Genomic DNA, 22134 nt, shown 5'->3' on the forward strand with positions numbered 1-22134 from the left:
CAAAAATTGTAGTTAAATAACTTAAAAAAGAGTATGAAAAAATTAAGTAATTTTCATCTCTTGAATTTTCATTTTTACAGGCATAAAATGACTAAGTAATGTAAATAGTTATGAGACATTGTTCGAATAATTGTCAAAAAAAGATATAGCAGATCGCGATCACACTAGCCAAAATGGGTAATTACTTAACTTTGTTAACTATTTGAAGAAAGAAGGAGATTTTCTTGAATAATATTAAAGTAACGAAGGAAGGCAACTTAGAAACTACTTTAAGAGGAAAAGAAGTTCTATCTATCCCTACTTTAAATAAAGGTGTTGCGTTTTCAGCAGAAGAAAGAAAAAGCCTTGGATTAGACGGGCTGCTTCCTCCGACAATTCTGTCTCTTGATGAGCAGGCAAAACGCGCATACGAGCAGTTTCAAGCTCAGCCGGACCGCCTTCGCCAAAACGTGTATTTGAACGATTTGCAAAACCGTAACGAAGTTCTTTTCTTTAAATTGCTTCAAAACCATCTTCGTGAAATGCTGCCGGTTGTTTACACACCGACTGTCGGTGAAGCGATTCAAGAATACAGCCATGAGTACAGAAGACCTCAAGGGATTTACCTTTCTATCGACAACGTGGAAGGAATCGAAGAGGCATTTGAAAACCTTCATGCCACTGCCGGAGATATTGATCTGATCGTTGCGACAGACTCAGAAAGCATCCTCGGAATCGGTGACTGGGGTGTCGGCGGTATCAACATCGCCATCGGTAAATTAGCGGTATACACAGCTGCTGCCGGTATTGACCCAAGCCGCGTTATTCCTGTCGTTCTTGACGTCGGTACGAACAATGAAAAACTTCTGAACGATCCTTTATACATCGGTAACCGCCATGAACGTATCCAAGGCGAACGTTACGAAGCTTTCGTTGACGCTTATGTAAAAGCTGCGCTTAAATATTTCCCTAAAGCTCTTCTTCACTGGGAAGACCTTGGAAACAAAAACGCGCGCAATATCATGAAGAAATACAACCATGAAATTCTTACATTCAACGATGACATTCAAGGAACAGGCGCGATTACGCTTGCAGGTGTGCTTGCGGCTATGAAGAAAACAGGCGCGTCTATTAAAGACCAGCGTGTGGTTGTCTTCGGTGCGGGATCTGCCGGAATCGGAATCGCTGACCAAATCCGCGACACTATGGTACTTGCCGGTCTTTCTGAAGAAGAAGCCAACAAAGCGTTCTACACAATGGACTACAGAGGCTTGTTAATTGAAGGTATGGAAAACATTCTTGATTTCCAAGAGCCGTACTTGCGCACAGCTGAAGAAATTAAAGATTGGAAACGCGATGAAAACGGACAAATTCCTTTCATTGAAGTGATCCGTCAAGCGAAACCGACAATCTTAATCGGTACATCAGGCCAAAGCGGCGCGTTCAGTGAAGAAATCGTCAAAGAAATGGCAAAACACGTTGAGCGTCCGGTCATCATGCCGATGTCTAACCCGACACCGCTTGCTGAAGCCGTTCCTAGCGATCTTTTCAAATGGACTGACGGCAAAGTGCTTGTGGCGACAGGAAGCCCGTTTGACAATGTAGAGTACAATGGCGTTTCTCATGAAATCGGACAATCTAACAACGCATTCGCGTTCCCTGGACTTGGTCTCGGTTCAATCGTTGTAGAAGCAAAAGTGATTACTCCTGCAATGTTTGCGGCAACTGCTGACGCAATCGCAGAAAGCGTTGATTTTGAAACACCGGGTGCAGGCCTTCTGCCGAGCATGAGCGACTTACAAGAAGTTTCAATTAAAGTTGCGATCGCCGTAGCGGAAACTGCAATTAAAGAAGGCGTGGCAAACCGCATTCCTGAAAATGTAGAACAAGCCGTTCTTGATGCAATGTGGAAACCGCAATATAAACAAGTTGTCGCTAAATAATTTTTACGATTAATTTTACAGTCCGAGGGAAAGCTTTTATGTAAAGGCTAAAGTATACGGACATTAAGGATTTGGAGGAGAATATTTTGAGCTTCTTAGATATTTTAATCCTCCTGGCGCCGATCTTTTTCGTGATCGTGCTGGGATGGTTCGCAGGTCGCTTCGGAAGTTATGACGCGAAGTCAGCAAAAGGGGTAAGCACCTTAGTTACGAAGTACGCGCTTCCGGCGCATTTTATCGCAAGTATTTTAACCACTTCAAGAAGTGCGTTTTTATCACAGGTTCCTTTGATGGTCGCTTTGATCATTGGGATTGTCGGATTCTTTATCGTCATTCTGTTGGTTTGCAAATTTATCTTCAAGTATGATTTAACGAATTCATCTGTATTTTCTTTAAACTCTGCACAGCCGACATTTGCTTTTATGGGTATTCCCGTACTAGGAAGCTTATTCGGAGCAAGCGAAGTAGCGATTCCTATCGCCGTTACGGGTATCGTGGTTAACGCCATCCTTGACCCGCTTGCGATTATTATCGCTACTGTCGGTGAGTCATCTAAGAAAAAAGACACTGAAAACGAGAACTTCTGGAAAATGACTGGTAAGTCTATTCTTCACGGTCTTTCCGAACCGCTTGCGGCTGCACCGCTTATCAGTATCATTCTGGTACTCTGCGGTGTAACACTCCCTGGCTTGGGAGAAAAAATGCTTGATCAGCTCGGAAGCACAACATCAGGTGTTGCGCTCTTCGCCGTCGGTGTAACTGTCGGTATCCGCAACATTAAGCTCAGTCTGCCGGCTTTCGGTATCGCTTTGTTAAAAGTTGCCGTTCAGCCTGCGCTGATGTACTTGATCGCTCTTGCAGTCGGACTTCCGGCTGACCAGATCACTAAAGCGGTATTGCTCGTTGCATTCCCTGGATCTGCGGTAGCGGCGATGATTGCCACACGTTTCGAAAAACAAGAGGAAGAAACTGCGTCCGCGTTCGTGATCAGTGCGATTTTATCTCTCATCTCACTGCCGATCATCATTGCGCTGACTGCATAATGAAAAGCTCCCTGTTTCAGGGAGCTTTTTTGATTAGAATTGAAATTTAAAAGGCGAAAATCTCGTTTTTTTTCTGGGTTTCTTATGTTCTGAAGAAGCGGCTGTTTCTGAGAGGGGGGCTGTCTGGGAAAGTTCCTGGATGCGGGAGGCCAATGTCTGCAATTCGGTATTGAGGTCGTCAATTTCCCGCCTGTGCTGAAGAAGCTGATAAGACACCCCTTCATCCGCCTTTTGTTTCAGCTGGCGTTCAAGCTCCTCTATCCTTGAAAGCAGATGGTTCTCACCTTGTTTCTCTTTCGTGAGAATGTCCAGTTTGCGCTCCAGATCTGCCAATCTTTGTTCAGCGCCGCCATTGATTTTCGGACGATGCAAAATGAAGCCCGTCCGTTTTTTCGGCTGCCGTGGCACTTGAACGTCCAGAAGGGCAGTGCCTTCAGAAATTTGCCGTTTGACCGATTTCAGCACATCAAGATCCTCAGGTGTAAAGGAATAATGTCCGAGCTCATTCCGTTCAGCCGGAAGATTCAGCTGCTTGACCCACCTTTGCACCGTTTTTGCGGAGACACCGAGCTCTTTCGCGGCCATGTTTGTATTCATGATCACATACCTCCTTTTTGCTAGGTATTCGACCATGAGGCGGCGTTCCCTTCATGTTAGACAAAACAAGAAGGAATTCGCCAAAGAAAGCGGCATTTCTTCAAAAAACGTTACGCTTCATACAATTCAAGCGGAAGCTTGTCGGGATCGAAGAAAAAGGTAAACCGTTTCCCCGTCAGCGGATCGGTTCTGATCGGTTCTGTGCCGACGCCCTTTTCCTTTAAGTCCCTGACGGCTGCTTCAAGATCGTTTACGGTGAAAGCGAGATGCCGGAGACCCGCGGCTTCCGGTCTGGTCGGCCGTTCGGGCGGATCGGGAAAGGAAAACAATTCAATCGCGTACGCGCCGTCCAGCGCCAGATCTAGTTTATAAGACCCGCGATCCTTTCGGTATGTTTCTTTTATAATGCCGAAACCGAGAATCTCGGTGTAAAAAGCTTTCGACTTTTCATAATCAGAGCATATGATTGCTATATGGTGGATGGATTTCAGCATATCCGCTCCTCCTTTTTTGCTTCAGTATAACAGAGGCGAATTGCTTTTGACTGGCGATAAGCCCTATACTATAATGAGAATGTTACGCACAGGAAAACAGAGGTGAAGACCGTGTTAGACCGTTTACAGTCAATTGAACAACGATACGAAAAATTAAATGAGCTTTTAAGTGATCCGGAAGTGGTCAACGATCCGAAAAAGCTTAGAGAATATTCGAAAGAGCAATCTGATATACAAGAAACCGTTGAAGTCTATAGACAATACAGAGACGCATCAGAACAGCTTGCCGATGCGAAAGCGATGCTTGAGGAAAAGCTTGATGCCGATATGAGAGAAATGGTGAAGGAAGAAATCTCCGAACTGCAGGGAGAGACGGAAACCTTATCAGAGCGTTTGAAAGTGCTCCTCATCCCGAAAGACCCGAACGATGACAAAAACGTAATCATGGAGATCCGCGGAGCAGCGGGAGGAGAAGAAGCCGCGCTGTTTGCGGGAAATCTCTACAGAATGTACTCCCGTTACGCCGAAATCCAAGGCTGGAAGACCGAAGTCATGGAAGCAAACGTGACCGGAACGGGCGGTTATAAAGAAATCATCTTTATGATTACGGGAAAAGGCGCATACTCCAAGCTGAAGTATGAAAATGGCGCGCACCGCGTACAGCGTGTTCCGGAAACGGAATCAGGCGGCCGTATTCATACATCCACGGCGACGGTGGCGTGTCTTCCTGAAGCGGAAGAAGTAGAAGTGGACATCCACGAAAAAGACATCCGCGTCGATACATTCGCATCAAGCGGACCGGGCGGACAAAGCGTAAACACGACGATGTCGGCCGTACGCCTGACGCATTTACCGACCGGTGTTGTCGTTTCCTGTCAGGATGAAAAATCTCAGATTAAAAACAAAGAAAAAGCGATGAAGGTGCTCCGCGCCAGAATCTATGACAAATTCCAGCAGGAAGCTCAGGCTGAATATGATCAGACCCGTAAATCAGCCGTCGGTTCAGGCGACCGTTCCGAGCGTATCCGCACATACAATTTCCCGCAAAACCGTGTGACGGATCACCGCATCGGCCTGACGATTCAAAAGCTGGATCAAATCCTGGAAGGCAAGCTTGATGAAGTGGTTGAAGCGTTGATCGTAGAAGACCAGTCAAGCAAGCTCCAGCAGGCGGAAAATTAAGATGAAGACCGTTTTTGAAGCCCTAAGCTGGGCTTCTTCTTATTTAACCGAAGCGGGAAGAGAAAAAAACGCGGCCGAGCTGCTGCTGTTAAATGATACCGGAATGGATCGGAGCAAGCTTCTCGCAAGTCTGCAGGAGCCCGTCGGCGAGGACGAGCTTTACCGATTCAGACGGCACGTGGAGATGCATAAAGAAGGTATTCCGATTCAATATATTATCGGGAAAGAACAGTTTTACGGCAGGGAATTTTTTGTGAATGACGATGTTCTCATTCCGCGTCCGGAAACGGAAGAAGTCGTCTTTCATCTGCTGGACAGACAGAAGCGGGCATTTTCCGGGGCAGAACGCCTGAACGTCATTGATATCGGTACGGGGAGCGGAGCCATTGCGGTGACGCTCGCCCTTGAATGCGGACATTTTTCAGTATCGGCTTCGGATATTTCAAAAGAAGCGCTGCAGGTGGCGGAAAGAAATGCGCAAAACCTCGGAGCGGACGTGTGCTTTTTGCAGGGAGATCTGTTAACTCCTTTTATTTCATCAGGGAAAAAAGCGGATATTATTGTTTCCAATCCGCCGTATATTTCTGAAGAAGAAATGGCGGATTTGTCGGATATCGTCCGTTTCCATGAGCCGCTTCATGCACTTACGGACGGCGGTGACGGTTTGAAATTCTACAAGCGGTTTATGGAGGAGCTGCCTCTTGTCATGAAAGATAGAGCGCTTGTCGTCTTTGAAATCGGATATAATCAGGGGAAAGCCGTGAAAGACCTGTTCCGTCATTCTTTTCCGAATGCGGAAGTGGAAGTCGTACAGGACATCAACGGAAAAGACAGAACCGTATCCGCGGTCATCACATCATGAAAAAAGCCCGCCGGTGACGCACACGGCGGGCTTTTGTTACAATGGAAAGAAAATGAAAGGGGCATCCGCCTTGAAAAAAGCGTTCGCCTTCGGATGTATACTCGCCGCTGCAGCTTATGCGGCGGGGGTTGTTCTGCCGTTTGGCTTTGCCATCATTTTCGGCGCCGTTACGGCTGTTCTTATCGTCACAGCGATCATCGTTTCCGGGTTGGCCGTAAGCGGAGCGGAGCAGCGGGCCAATTATCATTCTGAAACAGAAGAAGGACGGCACGCCCGTTTAAAGATGGCCGCCGTTTTCTTTTGCGCCGCTCTCCCTTCAGCCGGCTGTCTGCTGATTACGCTTCTGTAGCCGGATTTTGTCTTTGCAGCAATACGGAATCCCATACCCAATAGACGACGGCTGTTAAAACCGCAAAGATATAAAAGGCTGAATTAGAAAACAGAGATTGGCCTGACGGCTGCAAAAGACCGAAGATGATCCCGTTTGCAATGAATGACACCCCTAAATAATAAAGAAGATACAGCGGATGAAATCTCTTCGGCTTTTTATTCAGAAAGTATTGAAGCGGCAGCGCAAAAATCAAATAAGGAAACAAAAAATAAAACGCCATCGAAATGAAAGCCGCGATAATGAATTGATGAACATACAAAATAGAATAAATGACAGACATACATGCCGCCGACAGCAGCACGGTGTAATTATATTTCATCTGAAAACCTCCTATCAAAATAATATCGTACCATATTTTGAATCTGTTAATGCAGATTATCAGCTTGCTAGATTTTTTTCTTCCCGCCGGTTTAAACCTTTTCCGTCATGTCCATAATGGGACTAGATAAAAAAAGCACGGAGAGGAACGGTGGGGACCGATGAAACAGACCATGATGATCTGCATATATATTTTTCTTTTATTATCAGGAGCGCTTGCGGGTTTGACAAAAGAAGAAACGGCGCGGGCATCAGCCAATGAGCCCGTTGTCATACCGGATGAAGCGATCCGGCTCAGGATTTTGGCCAACAGTGATAACGATGAGGATCAAAAGCTCAAGCGCCAGATCAGAGATGCTGTAAACAAGCAAATCACGGACTGGGTGAAAGATATCACTTCCATTGAAGAAGCGCGGCGGCTCATTCGTTCGAAGCTTCCTGAAATTAAAGAAATCGCCAAACAAACGATGAAAGAAAAGGGTGCGCATCAATCCGTTTCAGTTCAATTCAATAAAATCTCGTTTCCGACAAAGCTCTACGGCAATATGGTTTATCCGGCCGGAAAATATGAAGCGATTTTAATTACACTCGGCAATGGCGAGGGCGCCAACTGGTGGTGCGTCTTGTTTCCGCCGCTGTGCTTCCTTGATTTCTCAAACGGCGAAGCGGTGAAAGATCAGGAAGACGGCGGACAGAAGCAGGAAGAAACGCAGAAACAGACTAAAAAAGTGCTGGATGACGTAAAAGCAAAGGCTGATAAAGCGAAGAAAGAAAATAAAGATGATGATGATACAGAAGTGAAGTTTTTCCTCGTCGATTGGATTTCAGATCTATTTTCCTGAAGCAAAAGGCATAAATCCGGATTCGATTCATAGATTGGAAGAAAGAGTTGATCGAAACGGAGGGAAATATATGTTTTATCAGCTGAGAGTGGCAAGAGATCAAGATACGGAGGCGCTGGAAGCCTTTTTGAAAAAGGCTGATACGGCACATGCGGAAATCGATCAGCAGATCAGCCGTTTTATCGTGCTGGAAGACAGTGAAAAAAAGATTGCCGCCTGTCTCGGGATCGAAAAATTCAGCGGCGGAAAAGGGCTTCTCCGTTCACTCGTCATGTCGGACAGGCTGAATCAAAGCCATATCGTTACACTGTTTCAAAGTATGGATGTGCTATGCAAAAAACATGAGATTCAAGATGTCTACTTAGTCGCCAATCAGCCTTCATCTGCTGAGTTTCTGAATGTGATGGGATTTGAAGCGTGCGCCGATGCGCCTGATGAACTGTATACGTCCGAACATTTCCGCAACTCGTTATGCACAGAAGGTTCGTTTTTAATGGTGAAAACCTCTGCCTGATCTAACTTATACACAAGGTTATCCACTTATTAAAAAGTGTTGTCCACAGTTTGTGGATAACACTTGTTTTATTAAAGGACATCTTTTATACTTTCAAAAGGAATACACGAGAGAAAATAAAGTTTTACCGCTTTAAAATAAGGAGTTTGGTTATACATGAAAACAAAAAGATGGTTTGTGGATTGTTCGCGCGAATTATCCACAACCGATCCCCAGATTACACAAGCCGCGGAATTGCTCCGGCAGAATGAGGTTGTGGCTTTTCCGACAGAAACCGTTTACGGACTGGGCGCTAACGCTGAAAATACGGAAGCCGTAACCAAAATATATGAGGCGAAAGGAAGGCCGAGCGATAACCCGCTGATTGTGCATATATCCCATATCAGCCAGCTTGATCGTTTTATCAGCCATATTCCTGAGACGGCGAAAAAGCTTATGGAGCTATTCTGGCCGGGGGCGCTGACCCTTGTCCTGCCGTGTAAGCCCGGTGTGCTGTCACCCCGTGTCACCGCGGGACTTGAGACGGTAGCGGTCAGAATGCCTGATCATCCGGCAGCATTAGCCCTCATCAGCTCGGCCGGACTGCCGATCGCCGCGCCGAGCGCCAATTTATCAGGGAAACCGAGCCCGACGAAGGCCGAGCATGTAGCTCATGATTTAAACGGCCGCATTGCCGGTATTGTGGACGGCGGCGCGACGGGAATCGGAGTGGAATCAACCGTTCTGTCCTGTACGGGGAAACAGCCCGTGCTGCTTCGTCCGGGCGGCGTGACAAAAGAGCAGATTGAATCCGCCGCCGGTCCGGTTCTTGTGGATAAAGGGCTGACCGAAGAAGATGAGGTTCCTATTTCTCCGGGTATGAAATATACACATTACGCGCCTTCTGCGCCGATGGCTATTGCCGACGGCGGTGCCCGGAGAATTCAAGAACTGGCAGACGCATATAAAAGCCGGGGAAAACGAATCGGCATTTTGACAACAGAAGAGAACGCCGATAGTTACCAGGCTGATTATATCAAGGTCTGCGGCAGACGCGCCGACCTTGAAACAGTGGCATCCGCCTTATACGATGCGCTCCGCAGCTTTGATGAAGCGGAAGTGGACATGATTATTTCTGAGTCCTTTCCGGATACCGGAGTGGGGCTCGCCGTGATGAACAGGCTGATGAAAGCCGCAGGCGGCACCGTTATCCATTAACTTGTTCTACCCCTTATCGGACATGCATAAGCTAAACAAGCGGGCACGTCCAAGGGGGTTTTTATTTCATGTCGAATCTATTCATCGGGGAACTTGTCTCCTTAAGCATCATGGCATTTGCTTTGGGGACGGATGCCTTTTCCGTCGGGCTCGGAATGGGAATGATTCAGCTGAAGAAAAAACAGATTTTTCATATAGGGGTAGTCATCGGGCTGTTTCATGTCATGATGCCGCTTGCGGGAATGGCGGCCGGGCATCTGCTGTCCGGTTTTCTGGGGATGCTCGCCGTTTACATCGGCGGATCTCTTCTTTTCATTTTAGGGGTGCAGATGATCATCGCCGCGTTTAAACAATCAGACGGGCCGCTCATATCTCCGGCAGGCTCGGGACTGTTGCTGTTTGCGGTCGGTGTCAGTCTGGACAGCTTTTCTGTCGGGCTCAGTCTCGGGATGAACGGCTCCAATCCGTTTCTGGCCGTTACGCTGTTCGGGGTCTTCAGCACCGTTTTAACATGGGCGGGCCTCTTGGCGGGAAGAAAGGTGCAGTCGTGGCTCGGCTCCTACAGCGAAGCGCTTGGCGGAGCCATTTTGATCGGATTCGGGCTGAAACTGCTTTTACCGATATAAGATACGTAAAAAAAGAAACGAAGATGCCGTTTCTTTTTTCTTCATTTATAATAGGCAGTAAGAGGTGACGGACATGAAAATAATCTTTGTATGTACAGGCAATACATGCCGCAGTCCCATGGCTGAGGCTCTTTTTAAATCCATTGCAGAAACGAAAGGGCTGGATGTCAGCGTAAGCTCGGCCGGCGTATTCGCGTCTCCGCACGGAAAAGCGTCGGCCCATGCCGTAGAAGCGCTGTTTGAAAAACGGATCGCTCTCAATCACAGTTCATCTCCCTTATCAGAAGAACATATCGAGACGGCTGATCTGGTGCTGGCGATGACGGAACAGCATAAACAGCTGATTGAAGGCCGATATCAAAACAGTCAGGGCAAAGTCTTTACCATTAAAGAATACGTAACGGGGGAAAGCGGCGATATCTCTGACCCGTTCGGCGGTCCGCTTGATGTTTATAAACAGACGCGGGACGAACTGGAGGAGCTGCTGACCCTTTTGGCTGATCAATTGCTTGACGGAAAAAGCAAGTAATCTGTCAGAAAATCTGCAAACAGGTCATTTGCAAAACGAATGTGAAAGAGTAGAATGAAATCAACGGATTTCGTAATAAAAAGGACAAGCACACTGGGCTGTCTTCGCCCAGCCACACCTAGGAGGTAAATGAATGAAAGTAGCTATTGCGTCAGATCACGGCGGCGTCCATATCCGCGAAGAAATAAAAAGTCTTTTGGATGAATTGCAGATTGAATACATTGATATGGGCTGTGAATGCGGCGCCGGCTCTGTCGATTATTCAGACTACGCTTTTCCGGTAGCGGAAAAAGTGGTGAACGGCGAAGCTGACAGGGGAATTTTAATTTGCGGCACAGGCATCGGCATGAGCATCTCCGCAAATAAGGTAAAGGGCATACGCTGTGCGCTTGCCCATGACACCTTCAGCGCAAAAGCGACGCGTGAACACAATGACACGAATGTTCTTGCGATGGGCGAACGCGTCATCGGCCCGGGGCTGGCGCGCGAAATCGCAAAAGTCTGGCTGACGACTGAATTTACGGGCGGCCGCCACGAACGGCGGATCGGCAAAATCGCAGATTACGAAGAAAAAAATCTGTAAGAGGTGCTGGACAATGGAAGAGATGAAGCAAAAATGGACGGACATGCTGACTGAGTTTCAAGAACAGGCAGGACTGACGGACGGCAGTCTGCTGGTGATCGGGTGCAGTACAAGTGAAGCCGCCGGAAGCCGGATCGGCACCGCCGGAAGCGGGGATTGGGCTGAATTGATATACGGCGGACTTAACCGGTTTAAGGAAAAAACGGGTGTGCATCTTGCTTTTCAATGCTGCGAGCATTTAAACAGGGCGCTTGTCATTGAAGCGGAAACGGCCGAGCGGTTCAGGCTCCCCATTGTTTCAGCCGTCCCCGTCCCGAAAGCGGGCGGAGCGATGGCCTCTTATGCATACCGGCAGATGCGTTCTCCCGTGCTCGCCGAATCGATTCAGGCTGACGCCGGGATTGACATCGGTGATACGTTCATCGGCATGCATCTGAAACCCGTTGCCGTCCCTGTCCGGATATCAAGCCGTGAGCTTGGAGAAGCACATGTGACGATGGCCCGGACAAGACCGAAGCTGATAGGCGGAATTCGCGCTGTTTATGAATGCGAATGATGAAAATACTTTTCCTGTATAATGTTCGTGTTTTCTAATTAAATTTTGTGATTTTTTTAAATAAGCTGTTACATTCACCTGAAAAACCATGTACAATAAGGGTGGTAAAAATAAAGAACAGGAAACGGATAGGAGAGGATCTCGCTGATGAAACATTTACCTGTACAAGACAAACAAGTGTTTAACGCCATCAAAGATGAGCGTAAGCGTCAACAGACTAAGATCGAATTAATTGCTTCTGAAAACTTCGTGACGGAAGCGGTAATGGAAGCACAAGGCTCTGTTTTAACAAACAAATATGCTGAAGGCTACCCCGGCAAACGCTACTACGGCGGCTGTGAGCATGTTGATGTCGTTGAGGACATCGCCCGCGACCGCGCGAAAGAGATTTTCGGAGCTGAGCATGTAAACGTTCAGCCGCACTCAGGCGCTCAGGCGAACATGGCTGTTTACTTCACGATTTTAGAGCACGGCGACACGGTGCTCGGGATGAACCTCTCCCACGGCGGCCACTTAACACACGGAAGCCCGGTTAATTTCAGCGGCGTTCAATACAACTTTGTAGAATACGGTGTCGATAAAGACACGCAATATATAGATTATGAAGATGTGCGTGAAAAAGCGCTGGCGCATAAGCCGAAACTCATCGTTGCCGGAGCGAGCGCGTACCCCCGCACGATCGACTTTAAAAAATTCCGCGAAATCGCTGATGAAGTCGGCGCTTACTTCATGGTAGACATGGCGCATATCGCGGGTCTTGTCGCAGCCGGTCTTCATCCGAATCCGGTTCCTTACGCTGACTTTGTAACGACAACGACTCACAAAACACTTCGCGGACCCCGCGGAGGAATGATCCTTTGCCGTGAAGAGTTCGGCAAAAAGATTGATAAATCCATTTTCCCGGGAATCCAAGGCGGACCGCTTATGCATGTCATCGCGGCCAAAGCCGTTTCTTTCGGAGAAGTGCTTGAAGATGATTTCAAAACATATGCGCAAAACGTCATCTCGAACGCGAAGCGCCTGGCTGAGTCTCTGAACAAAGAGGGCATTCAGCTCGTATCAGGCGGAACGGATAACCACCTTGTGCTTGTCGACCTCCGTTCTCTCGGTCTGACCGGAAAAGTCGCTGAACACGTTCTTGATGAAATCGGCATTACATCTAATAAAAACGCGATCCCTTACGATCCGGAAAAACCGTTCGTCACAAGCGGAATCCGTCTTGGTACGGCAGCTGTGACAAGCCGCGGCTTTGACGGTGACGCGCTTGAAGAAGTCGGCGCCATCATCGGCCTCGCACTGAAAAATCATGAAGACGAAGCAAAACTTGAAGAAGCGAGACAGCGCGTATCTGCCTTGACTGAAAAGTTTCCTTTATATAAAGAACTGGACTATTAATAAGGAAGAAACCCGCCGGAACCTTAATCCGGCGGGTTTTTTTATGATTTTCTTGAAACTGTTTGTCTTTTTCTGTAGAATCAATAGAAGTGTGAAAAAGTCACTCGGACAACAAAAAAGGAGCTGAACACAGTATGGGAAAGGTTTACGTATTTGATCATCCTTTAATCCAGCATAAGCTGACATATATTCGGAATGAAAATACAGGCACAAAGGATTTCAGAGACCTTGTGGACGAAGTCGCATCACTGATGGCGTTTGAAATTACACGTGATCTTCCTCTTAAAGAAGTGGAAGTGAAAACACCTGTTCAAACAGCGACATCCAAAGTGATTTCAGGGAAGAAACTCGGTATCGTGCCGATCCTGAGAGCGGGTCTCGGAATGGTTGACGGCATGCTGAAATTAATCCCGGCTGCTAAAGTGGGACATGTCGGATTATACCGTGATCCGGAAACCTTAAAACCGGTGGAATACTATGTCAAGCTTCCTTCTGATGTAGAAGAACGCGAATTTATTGTCGTGGATCCGATGCTTGCTACGGGGGGGTCTGCGGTGGAAGCGATAAACAGCCTGAAAAAGCGCGGCGCGAGAAACATTCGTTTTATGTGTCTTGTAGCGGCTCCGGAAGGCGTGGAAGAGCTGCAGAAACATCACTCTGACGTTGATATTTATATCGCCGCCCTTGATGAAAAACTGAATGAAAAAGGCTATATCGTTCCGGGCCTCGGTGACGCGGGTGACAGATTGTACGGAACCAAATAAATCGGAAAACCTCATTCAGGGGGTTTTCTTTTTTTATCCAGATATTTGCTGAATGGGCAGACTTCATACATTTATAGGTGAATTTGTGAACATTCTGTGTATGCTTTCGGTATAAAAAGTTTTTTAACTTTAAACAGATTGACACATGTTAGGGGCTATTGTATGCTAAACGAGGGTATTATGAGAAGGTTTTCATTCCTTTCATTTCTAGTATCCATCCTCATTTTAAATCCTCCAAAAAACCCGTTATATGAGGATTTATCTAAGCGAATGAAACAGCATCCCGTGGCATCAGGAGGATGAGTGGTTTTTTCGAACAGGCCGTTTTGCGGGACAAAAAAAGGCCTTCTGCAAAGGGTTAACCGCATGTTTTGCCGTATCCAGGAATTATATTACATTTTCATCAGGAGACAGATAGTTGATGGACGATCCCAATCTTACATTCAGCAGACAACGGAGATATGTATTTGTGATCTTAGCAATCTATTTGCTGGGATATGGTCTTACGGCGTATAAAACTGTTTTTCTAGGCCTCTTTTTGGGAACTGTTTTCAGTTTGTTTAATTTGTGGCTCTTGACCAGAAGAATGAATGCTTTTGACAAGGCCGTGGCGAAAGGAAAGTCCATACGATCACTCGGGAGCGCAGCGCGTTGGTGCAATGCGATACTTGCGATGGCTGTCGCCTTTAAATATCCCGATAAAGTCAGTGTGGCAAGTGTGATTATTGGATTAATGACAATTTATCCCGTCATTATGATAGATTCCATTATTCAGCTCAAACGTTCATCAATGGAAGAGAGGTGAAAACCCATTGAATCACGATTACAGAACTATGGATTTGTTTGGTCTTACTTTTAATCTGACAAACATTCTGATGATTACTGTGGCAAGTGTGATTGTGCTGCTGATTGCGATTCTCACTACGAGAACGCTGTCCATCCGTCCAGGAAAAGCCCAGAACTTCATGGAATGGATTGTTGATTTTGTCCGCAATATTATAGGCAGTACAATGGATTTAAAAACAGGGGCTAACTTCTTGGCGCTTGGTGTAACCTTGCTGATGTACATATTTGTATCAAATATGCTGGGGCTGCCGTTTTCTGTAACGGTCGGACACGAGCTTTGGTGGAAATCACCGACGGCCGATCCGGCTATTACTCTGACTCTAGCCGTTATGGTTGTGTCGTTAACGCACTATTACGGCGTGAAGATGAAAGGTTTGAAGGAATACTCTAAGGATTACCTCAGACCGGTTCCGCTTATGTTCCCGATGAAGATCATTGAGGAGTTTGCGAATACGCTGACACTCGGACTTCGTCTTTACGGTAACATTTTCGCCGGGGAAATTCTTCTTGGCCTGCTTGCGAATCTGGCGACGAATTTCTACTCAAACAGCTTCTTTCTCGGTTTGGTCGGCACAGTCGGAGCCATTCTTCCGATGCTTGCATGGCAGGCGTTCAGCTTGTTCATCGGTACCATCCAGGCATTTATCTTTACGATGCTGACGATGGTGTACATGTCACACAAAATCAGTCATGATCATTAAAATCATATATCCATTCGGATAACATTTTAAAGGAGGAACTTTTTCATGAATTTAATAGCAGCTGCAATTGCAATCGGTTTAGGTGCACTTGGTGCAGGTATTGGTAACGGTCTGATCGTTTCACGTACGGTAGAGGGAATCGCCCGTCAGCCGGAAGCAGGAAAAGAACTTAGAACTCTTATGTTCATGGGTATCGCATTGGTTGAGGCCCTTCCGATTATCGCTGTCGTTATCGCGTTCTTAGCGTTCTTTGGCTAAGCAAAAAAGCCTTATATGAACTAAAAATGGCGAAGATCACTCTAAGAGAACCTTCGCCATTGCTTTATGTCTGATAAGCACGCCGTCCCGAAACGGCTTTTTATCAGCAGAGAAAACCTGCAGAAGGGAGTTGCCGTAGTAGATGTCTCAATTACCTCTTGAATTAGGACTGTCGTTTAACGGCGGAGATATCCTATTCCAATTGTTAGCTATGTTAGTTTTATTAGCGCTTCTCAAGAAATTCGCTCTTGGACCGCTATTAAATATAATGAAACAGCGTGAAGATCATATCGCCGGCGAAATTACGTCCGCTGAAGAAAGAAATAAAGAAGCGCAGAAGCTGATTGAAGAGCAGCGCGTTCTTTTAAAAGAAGCGAAACAGGAATCACAATCACTCATTGAAAATGCGAAAAAACTGGGTGAAAAGCAGAAGGAAGACATTATCCAGGCTGCACGCGCCGAGTCTGAAAGATTGAAAGAAGCGGCGAGAACCGAAATTGTTAAAGAAAAAGAACAAGCGGTTTCCGCACTTCGCGAGCAAGTCGCATCACTTTCTGTCTTAATCGCATCGAAAGTGATTGAAAAAGAGCTTGATGAACAAGCCCAGGAACAACTGATTCAGGACTATCTTAAAGAGGTAGGAGAAAGCCGATGAGTGGATCTGCTGTCTCTAAACGATACGCGTCAGCGCTTTTCGACATTGCCGTTGAAACTTCTCAAATCAATGAAATCGAAGAAGAGCTTACCGTACTAAAAGAAGTGTTCCGCAACGAAGCCGGATTACAGGAAGTGTTAAGCCATCCGAAGGTATCGGCCGCTAAGAAAAAAGAGCTGATTCAGCAATCGTTCGGCGCACTGTCTGAGTCTGTGCTGCATACGATTTTTCTTCTGATTGACCGCCGCCGGTCTTCGATTGTGCCTGATCTCACAGACGAGTTTATCAAACTTGCCAATCAGGCCCGTCAGACAGAGGACGCGGTTGTTTATTCAGTAAAACCGCTGTCAGAAGCGGAAATGTTATCATTGTCTCAAGTGTTTGCAAAAAAAGCCGGAATCGCTTCGCTCAGAATCAGAAATGAAGTGCAGACGGATTTAATAGGCGGCATTAAAGTCCGCATTGGAAACCGGATATATGACGGAAGCGTAAGCGGAAAGCTTGAGCGCATGGAACGTCAACTTGCCGGAGGAAATCGATAGAAGGGGTGAAACCTAAGTGAGCATCAAAGCTGAAGAGATTAGCACGCTGATAAAGCAGCAAATTCAAAATTACCAATCTGAAATTGAAGTTCATGACGTAGGTACAGTCATCCAAGTCGGAGACGGTATTGCGCGTGTGCACGGCCTTGACAATTGTATGGCCGGTGAACTTGTTGAGTTTTCAAACGGCGTTTTGGGTATGGCTCAAAACCTTGAAGAATCCAACGTAGGTATCGTTATCTTAGGACCTTACAGAGATATCCGTGAAGGTGATGAGGTCAAAAGAACGGGCCGCATCATGGAAGTTCCTGTAGGTGAAGAATTAATCGGACGTATCGTCAACCCGCTCGGACAGCCGGTAGACGGACTGGGTCCGATTCTGACAAGCAAAACACGTCCGATCGAAAGCCAGGCTCCAGGCGTAATGGACCGTAAATCGGTACATGAGCCGCTGCAAACGGGTATCAAAGCGATCGACGCGTTAATTCCGATCGGCCGCGGACAGCGTGAGCTGATTATCGGTGACCGTCAGACAGGTAAAACATCTGTTGCGATTGATACAATCTTAAACCAAAAAGATCAAGACATGATCTGTGTGTACGTAGCGATCGGCCAGAAAGAATCTACAGTGCGCGGCGTGGTGGAAACACTTCGTAAGCATGGCGCGCTTGATTACACGATTGTCGTGACGGCGTCCGCTTCACAGCCGGCTCCGCTTCTTTACCTTGCACCGTATGCAGGGGTGACAATGGGTGAAGAATTCATGTACAACGGCAAGCACGTTCTCGTCGTATATGATGATTTATCCAAACAAGCGGCCGCTTACCGTGAGCTGTCATTGCTTCTTCGCCGTCCGCCGGGCCGTGAAGCATTCCCTGGGGATGTATTCTATCTTCACTCCCGTCTGCTTGAGCGCGCAGCCAAGCTGAGTGACGCAAAAGGCGCAGGATCAATTACGGCGCTGCCGTTCGTCGAAACACAAGCAGGAGATATCTCCGCTTATATCCCGACAAACGTCATTTCCATTACTGACGGACAGATTTTCCTTCAATCCGACCTATTCTTCTCAGGCGTGCGTCCTGCGATCAATGCCGGATTATCCGTATCCCGTGTCGGCGGATCAGCCCAAATCAAAGCGATGAAAAAGGTAGCGGGAACATTGCGCCTTGACCTGGCTTCATACCGTGAACTTGAAGCGTTCGCCCAATTCGGATCTGATCTTGACCAGGCGACTCAGGCGAAACTGAACCGCGGTGCGCGTACAGTTGAAGTGCTGAAACAAGACTTGAATAAACCGCTTCCGGTTGAAAAACAGGTAGCCATTCTTTATGCGCTGACAAAAGGATATCTTGATGATATTCCGGTTGCGGATATCAGACGTTTTGAAGAAGAGTACTACATGTACCTTGATCAAAACCATAAAGATCTGCTTGACGGCATTGCGAAAACAGGAAACCTTCCTGCTGATGAAGACTTCAAAGCTGCAATCGAAGGCTTCAAACGCACATTTGCACCAAGCAACTAACCCTTAGAAGATGAGAGAAAAAGGTTCTCTTTTTCTCTCTTTTTACGCAAATGAAGAATAAAGGTGGTGAAATCTTTGGCCTCATTACGCGATATTAAGTCAAGGATCACGTCAACGAAAAAAACAAGCCAGATTACAAAAGCCATGCAGATGGTATCCGCTGCGAAGCTGAACCGTGCGGAAACCAACGCGAAGTCATTTGCTCCGTATATGGATAAGATCCAGGAGGTTGTGTTTAACGTCGGAAAAGGCGCGAAAAACGCGAAACACCCGATGCTTGTTTCAAGAGAAGTGAAAAAGACGGCGTATCTCGTCATTACGTCTGACCGCGGGCTTGCGGGTGCGTTTAACAGTTCGGTTTTGCGAAACGCTTACCGCACCATTCAAGAACGCCATCAGTCTAAAGATGAATACACGGTGATTGCAATCGGCAGAGTCGGCCGCGATTTCTTCAAAAAACGGGAAATGCCGATTTTGTCTGAGTTAGTGGGGCTTGGCGACGAGGTCACTTTTGCTCAGATTAAAGATTTGACCCGTCAGACGGTTCAAATGTTTATCGACGGCGCTTTTGATGAACTGCATTTGGTGTATAACCATTTCGTCAGTGCGATTTCACAGGAAGTGACGGAGAAAAAAGTGCTGCCTTTAACGGATTTCGGAACGAGCGGCGGGAAGCGCACGGCTTCTTACGAGTTCGAACCGGATGAAGAAGAGGTGCTCGAAGTGCTGCTTCCTCAATATGCGGAAAGCTTAATTTACGGCGCGCTTCTTGACAGTAAAGCAAGTGAACACGCTGCGAGAATGACAGCAATGAAAAATGCGACGGATAATGCGAAAGAACTCATTGATTCACTCTCGCTTTCATATAACCGCGCGCGTCAAGCGGCGATTACACAAGAAATTACCGAAATTGTCGGCGGTGCAGCCGCTTTAGAATAGAAAGATTTTGTCAGGAGGGATAGCGATGAAGAAAGGACGCGTAAGTCAGGTGCTTGGACCGGTTGTCGACGTACGTTTCGAGGACGGCCACTTGCCTGCGATTTATAATGCGATTAAAGTTTCACAGCCAGCTACAGGCGAAAATGAAGTAGGCATCGACCTAACGCTAGAGGTTGCTCTTCATTTAGGCGATGATACAGTCCGTACAATTGCCATGGCATCTACGGACGGAATTCAGCGCGGAATGGAAGCTGTTGATACAGGTGCGCCGATTTCCGTTCCTGTCGGTGATGTGACTCTCGGACGCGTATTTAACGTACTGGGAGATAAAATTGATTTAAATGAACCGCTGCCTGCGGATGCTCAAAAGGACCCGATCCACAGATCAGCTCCTTCATTCGATGAGCTTTCAACTGAGGTTGAAATTCTTGAAACGGGAATTAAGGTTGTTGACCTGCTCGCTCCTTACATCAAGGGCGGTAAAATCGGATTGTTCGGCGGCGCCGGCGTAGGTAAAACCGTATTAATCCAGGAATTAATCAACAACATCGCGCAAGAGCACGGCGGTATTTCCGTATTCGCCGGTGTAGGAGAGCGTACTCGTGAAGGGAACGACCTTTTCTACGAAATGAGCGATTCAGGCGTTATTAAGAAAACAGCCATGGTCTTCGGACAAATGAACGAGCCGCCGGGCGCACGTATGCGTGTAGCACTGACGGGTCTTACAATGGCTGAGCATTTCCGTGATAAACAAGGACAGGACGTACTGTTCTTTATCGATAACATTTTCCGTTTCACACAAGCGGGTTCAGAGGTTTCCGCGCTTCTCGGCCGTATGCCTTCTGCGGTTGGTTATCAGCCGACGCTTGCGACAGAAATGGGTCAGCTTCAAGAGCGTATTACGTCTACAAACGTTGGTTCAGTTACATCTATCCAGGCGATCTACGTGCCTGCCGATGACTACACTGACCCGGCTCCGGCGACAACGTTCGCTCACTTGGATGCGACGACTAACCTTGAGCGTAAATTAACTGAAATGGGTATCTACCCTGCGGTTGATCCGCTGGCTTCCACTTCCCGCGCGCTTGCTCCGGAAATTGTCGGAGAAGAGCATTATGCGGTGGCGCGTGAAGTCCAGTCAACGCTTCAGCGTTACAAAGAACTTCAGGATATTATCGCGATTCTCGGTATGGACGAATTAGGTGAAGAAGACAAGCTTGTCGTTCACCGCGCACGTCGTATCCAGTTCTTCCTTTCTCAAAACTTCCACGTAGCTGAGCAGTTTACGGGACAAAAAGGTTCTTACGTGCCTGTTAAAGAAACGGTACGAGGCTTTAAAGAAATCCTTTCCGGTAAATATGACCATCTTCCGGAAGATGCATTCCGTCTTGTGGGACGCATTGAAGAAGTCATTGAGAATGCAAAAGAGATGGGTGTAGAAGTTTAATCTGGTCCTAGGAGGGTAAAAGCATGAAGACCGTTAAAGTCAATATCGTTACTCCCGACGGCCCAGTATATGATGCTGATATTGAAATGGTAAGTGTAAGAGCCGAGAGCGGTGATCTCGGTATCTTGCCTGGCCATATTCCGACCGTGGCTCCGCTTAAAATCGGCGCTGTCCGCCTTAAAAAAGACGGGCAGACCGAATTGGCGGCTGTCAGCGGCGGATTTTTAGAAGTCCGTCCTGATCAGGTCACTATCCTTGCACAAGCCGCTGAAACAGCGGAAAGCATTGATAAAGAGCGCGCCCTTGCTGCGAAAAAGCGGGCGGAAGACCGTTTGAACAAACGATCAGATGATACTGACATTCGTCGGGCTGAGCTTGCGCTACAGCGGGCTGTAAACAGATTGGATGTTGCAGGAAACTAAAAAAGAATCCTTCTCGGCTGTCTGAGAAGGATTCTTTTTCTATATTAACGCATAAGAGATTCATAGACGCCGATAAGCGGATGATCCTCTTCTTTTTGCAGATATAAATGTTCGCAGCAGTTGTCGGTGTGCCACGTTTTGTTTCCTCTCCGCACACCCGTCGTATAAGCGCCGTCCGTATACGGATAAGGTTTGACGACCCATTCGGCATCGTCATGGTGTCTGATGGCGCAATCGATGACATACACACTGAGCATTTTCTCAAATTCGTCAATCGGCAGGTTCCAATCCGCCAAAAGCAGCTCTTGTATGCTGCGGAAGTAAAGAGCTTCCACTTCCAGCAGGCTGCCGCGTGAATAATCAAGAGAAATGTTGAAAAACTGACATAATTCTTTCAGTTCCTCTGTTTGGGACTGTCTATAATCATAGTAGAATGCTATCGCTTCCCACTCGTGGTCAAATACGGGAAGTGTTTCTCCATACTGCTTTTCCGGATGAAAAAAGGAATGATTCATATTCCCATCTCCTTTCCAAAAAAGTATATCATGCCGGAGAACGGACATTTAAGCGGGGATTGCCCCTAATTTTGGATAAAAATTCTGATGTAAAAATGATCATCTTTCTCTCTTCTTCTTATATAATAAGAGAGGATATGAGGGGCGGAAAAAATGAAAGGAGATGGGATTTGTGAATGTATTGGGGCAGCAGGCCGCAATCAGCATCCTGGTTCACCTGGTATGCATTGCGGTGACATGGTGGGCGCTTCAGGCCGTCAACTTTGATCCGCTGATCCGAAAAGGAAAAATAGTGCAGGCGAGGCTGCTGATCATTCTTCTTACCATTGCGATCGGTACGGCAGTCGCTGACTTCTTTTTAGATTATCTTACCTATTCGAAACAGCTTCCATACTTATTTTAAGATGTTTCGTCTGTTGAAATGAAGGGAATCGCTGGGTGAACAACCAATTTTTCTTCACCCGCTTGG

The 22134-nt window shown here is 47.0% G+C and carries 28 protein-coding genes; 24 read left to right on the forward strand and 4 right to left on the reverse strand.

The window, feature by feature from the left end; all coding sequences use genetic code 11:
* Positions 1-224 precede the first annotated feature (224 nt).
* Positions 225-1922: an oxaloacetate-decarboxylating malate dehydrogenase gene (malS, locus tag OQ477_RS13150; RefSeq protein WP_007407609.1), complete on the forward strand. Its 1698-nt coding sequence runs from the start codon at positions 225-227 to the stop codon at positions 1920-1922.
* An 86-nt stretch (positions 1923-2008) separates the two neighbouring features.
* Positions 2009-2965 carry an AEC family transporter gene (locus OQ477_RS13155; RefSeq protein WP_007407608.1) on the forward strand — a complete coding sequence of 319 codons (957 nt, stop codon included), beginning with the start codon at positions 2009-2011 and terminating at the stop codon, positions 2963-2965.
* Between the two features lie 33 nt (positions 2966-2998).
* Here OQ477_RS13155 and racA read toward each other — a convergent pair whose 3' ends face one another.
* Positions 2999-3562, reverse strand: coding sequence for a chromosome-anchoring protein RacA (gene racA / locus OQ477_RS13160; protein ID WP_265972728.1), 564 nt, complete (start codon positions 3560-3562; stop codon positions 2999-3001).
* Positions 3563-3672: 110 nt separating this feature from the next.
* Positions 3673-4056, reverse strand: a complete 384-nt coding sequence (locus OQ477_RS13165; RefSeq protein WP_265972730.1) for a VOC family protein — start codon at positions 4054-4056, stop codon at positions 3673-3675.
* Between the two features lie 111 nt (positions 4057-4167).
* Here OQ477_RS13165 and prfA point away from each other — a divergent pair, with 111 nt between their 5' ends.
* The 3 genes from prfA to OQ477_RS13180 all read left to right on the forward strand — a co-directional run bounded on the left by prfA (position 4168) and on the right by OQ477_RS13180 (position 6449).
* Positions 4168-5238, forward strand: a complete 1071-nt coding sequence (prfA, locus tag OQ477_RS13170; RefSeq protein ID WP_003151139.1) for a peptide chain release factor 1 — start codon at positions 4168-4170, stop codon at positions 5236-5238.
* A 1-nt stretch (position 5239) separates the two neighbouring features.
* Positions 5240-6100 carry a peptide chain release factor N(5)-glutamine methyltransferase gene (gene prmC / locus OQ477_RS13175; RefSeq protein WP_265972732.1) on the forward strand — a complete coding sequence of 287 codons (861 nt, stop codon included), beginning with the start codon at positions 5240-5242 and terminating at the stop codon, positions 6098-6100.
* Positions 6101-6170: 70 nt separating this feature from the next.
* Entirely contained in the window at positions 6171-6449 is a 279-nt protein-coding gene (locus OQ477_RS13180; RefSeq protein ID WP_265972733.1) for a DUF5316 family protein, read from the forward strand.
* Here OQ477_RS13180 and OQ477_RS13185 read toward each other — a convergent pair.
* On the reverse strand, positions 6436-6810 hold the full coding sequence (locus tag OQ477_RS13185) for a UPF0715 family protein (protein WP_032869468.1): 375 nt from the start codon (positions 6808-6810) through the stop codon (positions 6436-6438). The two genes, OQ477_RS13180 and OQ477_RS13185, sit on opposite strands and share 14 nt — an antisense overlap.
* Positions 6811-6970: 160 nt before the next feature.
* Here OQ477_RS13185 and spoIIR point away from each other — a divergent pair, with 160 nt between their 5' ends.
* From spoIIR to OQ477_RS13275, 18 genes are all read left to right on the forward strand, one after another.
* On the forward strand, positions 6971-7651 hold the full coding sequence (spoIIR, locus tag OQ477_RS13190; RefSeq protein ID WP_045209129.1) for a stage II sporulation protein R: 681 nt from the start codon (positions 6971-6973) through the stop codon (positions 7649-7651).
* Between the two features lie 70 nt (positions 7652-7721).
* Positions 7722-8165: a hypothetical protein gene (locus tag OQ477_RS13195; RefSeq protein WP_007614382.1), complete on the forward strand. Its 444-nt coding sequence runs from the start codon at positions 7722-7724 to the stop codon at positions 8163-8165.
* A 156-nt stretch (positions 8166-8321) separates the two neighbouring features.
* A complete protein-coding gene (locus OQ477_RS13200; RefSeq protein ID WP_265972737.1) occupies positions 8322-9362 on the forward strand; it encodes an L-threonylcarbamoyladenylate synthase in 1041 nt (346 codons plus the stop codon).
* Between the two features lie 68 nt (positions 9363-9430).
* The gene (locus tag OQ477_RS13205; protein WP_015418417.1) at positions 9431-9988 is read left to right on the forward strand and encodes a manganese efflux pump MntP family protein; all 558 of its coding nucleotides are present in this window, start codon (positions 9431-9433) and stop codon (positions 9986-9988) included.
* 73 nt (positions 9989-10061) lie between these two features.
* Entirely contained in the window at positions 10062-10517 is a 456-nt protein-coding gene (locus OQ477_RS13210; protein WP_029325731.1) for a low molecular weight protein arginine phosphatase, read from the forward strand.
* 133 nt (positions 10518-10650) lie between these two features.
* Positions 10651-11100 carry a ribose 5-phosphate isomerase B gene (gene rpiB, locus OQ477_RS13215; protein WP_003151149.1) on the forward strand — a complete coding sequence of 150 codons (450 nt, stop codon included), beginning with the start codon at positions 10651-10653 and terminating at the stop codon, positions 11098-11100.
* Between the two features lie 13 nt (positions 11101-11113).
* The gene (locus OQ477_RS13220; protein WP_007407598.1) at positions 11114-11656 is read left to right on the forward strand and encodes a TIGR01440 family protein; all 543 of its coding nucleotides are present in this window, start codon (positions 11114-11116) and stop codon (positions 11654-11656) included.
* Positions 11657-11803: 147 nt separating this feature from the next.
* Entirely contained in the window at positions 11804-13051 is a 1248-nt protein-coding gene (gene glyA / locus OQ477_RS13225; protein ID WP_007614376.1) for a serine hydroxymethyltransferase, read from the forward strand.
* A 134-nt stretch (positions 13052-13185) separates the two neighbouring features.
* Positions 13186-13815 carry a uracil phosphoribosyltransferase gene (upp, locus tag OQ477_RS13230; protein ID WP_003151154.1) on the forward strand — a complete coding sequence of 210 codons (630 nt, stop codon included), beginning with the start codon at positions 13186-13188 and terminating at the stop codon, positions 13813-13815.
* A 421-nt stretch (positions 13816-14236) separates the two neighbouring features.
* Positions 14237-14620: an ATP synthase subunit I gene (gene atpI, locus OQ477_RS13235; protein ID WP_003151155.1), complete on the forward strand. Its 384-nt coding sequence runs from the start codon at positions 14237-14239 to the stop codon at positions 14618-14620.
* Between the two features lie 7 nt (positions 14621-14627).
* Entirely contained in the window at positions 14628-15362 is a 735-nt protein-coding gene (gene atpB / locus OQ477_RS13240) for a F0F1 ATP synthase subunit A (RefSeq protein WP_029325729.1), read from the forward strand.
* 45 nt (positions 15363-15407) lie between these two features.
* Positions 15408-15620: a F0F1 ATP synthase subunit C gene (gene atpE, locus OQ477_RS13245; protein ID WP_003151167.1), complete on the forward strand. Its 213-nt coding sequence runs from the start codon at positions 15408-15410 to the stop codon at positions 15618-15620.
* Positions 15621-15762: 142 nt separating this feature from the next.
* Positions 15763-16275, forward strand: coding sequence for a F0F1 ATP synthase subunit B (gene atpF, locus OQ477_RS13250; RefSeq protein ID WP_003151168.1), 513 nt, complete (start codon positions 15763-15765; stop codon positions 16273-16275).
* Positions 16272-16817 carry a F0F1 ATP synthase subunit delta gene (locus tag OQ477_RS13255; RefSeq protein ID WP_003151169.1) on the forward strand — a complete coding sequence of 182 codons (546 nt, stop codon included), beginning with the start codon at positions 16272-16274 and terminating at the stop codon, positions 16815-16817. Before atpF ends, OQ477_RS13255 begins: the two co-directional genes overlap by 4 nt.
* A gap of 16 nt (positions 16818-16833) precedes the next feature.
* A complete protein-coding gene (gene atpA / locus OQ477_RS13260) occupies positions 16834-18342 on the forward strand; it encodes a F0F1 ATP synthase subunit alpha (protein WP_003151170.1) in 1509 nt (502 codons plus the stop codon).
* A gap of 75 nt (positions 18343-18417) precedes the next feature.
* Positions 18418-19281: an ATP synthase F1 subunit gamma gene (atpG, locus tag OQ477_RS13265; RefSeq protein ID WP_003151172.1), complete on the forward strand. Its 864-nt coding sequence runs from the start codon at positions 18418-18420 to the stop codon at positions 19279-19281.
* A gap of 25 nt (positions 19282-19306) precedes the next feature.
* Positions 19307-20728: a F0F1 ATP synthase subunit beta gene (gene atpD, locus OQ477_RS13270; protein WP_003151173.1), complete on the forward strand. Its 1422-nt coding sequence runs from the start codon at positions 19307-19309 to the stop codon at positions 20726-20728.
* A gap of 23 nt (positions 20729-20751) precedes the next feature.
* Positions 20752-21150 (forward strand): F0F1 ATP synthase subunit epsilon, encoded by a 399-nt coding sequence (locus OQ477_RS13275; protein WP_003151176.1) that lies wholly within the window; start codon positions 20752-20754, stop codon positions 21148-21150.
* Positions 21151-21194: 44 nt separating this feature from the next.
* Here OQ477_RS13275 and OQ477_RS13280 read toward each other — a convergent pair whose 3' ends face one another.
* Positions 21195-21665, reverse strand: coding sequence for a hypothetical protein (locus OQ477_RS13280; RefSeq protein WP_007407595.1), 471 nt, complete (start codon positions 21663-21665; stop codon positions 21195-21197).
* 172 nt (positions 21666-21837) lie between these two features.
* Between OQ477_RS13280 and OQ477_RS13285 the strand changes: the two genes are divergently transcribed.
* Positions 21838-22068, forward strand: a complete 231-nt coding sequence (locus OQ477_RS13285; protein WP_007614366.1) for a DUF1146 family protein — start codon at positions 21838-21840, stop codon at positions 22066-22068.
* Positions 22069-22134: the final 66 nt, after the last annotated feature.

The sequence above is a fragment of the Bacillus sp. ChL18 genome (genome assembly GCF_026241425.1).
Taxonomy (GTDB): domain Bacteria; phylum Bacillota; class Bacilli; order Bacillales; family Bacillaceae; genus Bacillus; species Bacillus velezensis.

What these genes read in the sequence shown, in the direction of transcription:
- racA (WP_265972728.1), bottom strand. Translation starts at nt 3,562, where the DNA reads ATGAATACAAACATGGCCGCGAAAGAGCTCGGTGTCTCCGCAAAAACG.
- OQ477_RS13165 (WP_265972730.1), bottom strand. Translation starts at nt 4,056, where the DNA reads ATGCTGAAATCCATCCACCATATAGCAATCATATGCTCTGATTATGAA.
- prmC (WP_265972732.1), top strand. Translation starts at nt 5,240, where the DNA reads ATGAAGACCGTTTTTGAAGCCCTAAGCTGGGCTTCTTCTTATTTAACC.
- OQ477_RS13185 (WP_032869468.1), bottom strand. Translation starts at nt 6,810, where the DNA reads ATGAAATATAATTACACCGTGCTGCTGTCGGCGGCATGTATGTCTGTC.
- spoIIR (WP_045209129.1), top strand. Translation starts at nt 6,971, where the DNA reads ATGAAACAGACCATGATGATCTGCATATATATTTTTCTTTTATTATCA.
- OQ477_RS13195 (WP_007614382.1), top strand. Translation starts at nt 7,722, where the DNA reads ATGTTTTATCAGCTGAGAGTGGCAAGAGATCAAGATACGGAGGCGCTG.
- OQ477_RS13200 (WP_265972737.1), top strand. Translation starts at nt 8,322, where the DNA reads ATGAAAACAAAAAGATGGTTTGTGGATTGTTCGCGCGAATTATCCACA.
- OQ477_RS13205 (WP_015418417.1), top strand. Translation starts at nt 9,431, where the DNA reads ATGTCGAATCTATTCATCGGGGAACTTGTCTCCTTAAGCATCATGGCA.
- OQ477_RS13210 (WP_029325731.1), top strand. Translation starts at nt 10,062, where the DNA reads ATGAAAATAATCTTTGTATGTACAGGCAATACATGCCGCAGTCCCATG.
- rpiB (WP_003151149.1), top strand. Translation starts at nt 10,651, where the DNA reads ATGAAAGTAGCTATTGCGTCAGATCACGGCGGCGTCCATATCCGCGAA.
- OQ477_RS13220 (WP_007407598.1), top strand. Translation starts at nt 11,114, where the DNA reads ATGGAAGAGATGAAGCAAAAATGGACGGACATGCTGACTGAGTTTCAA.
- glyA (WP_007614376.1), top strand. Translation starts at nt 11,804, where the DNA reads ATGAAACATTTACCTGTACAAGACAAACAAGTGTTTAACGCCATCAAA.
- upp (WP_003151154.1), top strand. Translation starts at nt 13,186, where the DNA reads ATGGGAAAGGTTTACGTATTTGATCATCCTTTAATCCAGCATAAGCTG.
- atpI (WP_003151155.1), top strand. Translation starts at nt 14,237, where the DNA reads ATGGACGATCCCAATCTTACATTCAGCAGACAACGGAGATATGTATTT.
- atpE (WP_003151167.1), top strand. Translation starts at nt 15,408, where the DNA reads ATGAATTTAATAGCAGCTGCAATTGCAATCGGTTTAGGTGCACTTGGT.
- atpF (WP_003151168.1), top strand. Translation starts at nt 15,763, where the DNA reads ATGTCTCAATTACCTCTTGAATTAGGACTGTCGTTTAACGGCGGAGAT.
- OQ477_RS13255 (WP_003151169.1), top strand. Translation starts at nt 16,272, where the DNA reads ATGAGTGGATCTGCTGTCTCTAAACGATACGCGTCAGCGCTTTTCGAC.
- atpD (WP_003151173.1), top strand. Translation starts at nt 19,307, where the DNA reads ATGAAGAAAGGACGCGTAAGTCAGGTGCTTGGACCGGTTGTCGACGTA.
- OQ477_RS13275 (WP_003151176.1), top strand. Translation starts at nt 20,752, where the DNA reads ATGAAGACCGTTAAAGTCAATATCGTTACTCCCGACGGCCCAGTATAT.
- OQ477_RS13280 (WP_007407595.1), bottom strand. Translation starts at nt 21,665, where the DNA reads ATGAATCATTCCTTTTTTCATCCGGAAAAGCAGTATGGAGAAACACTT.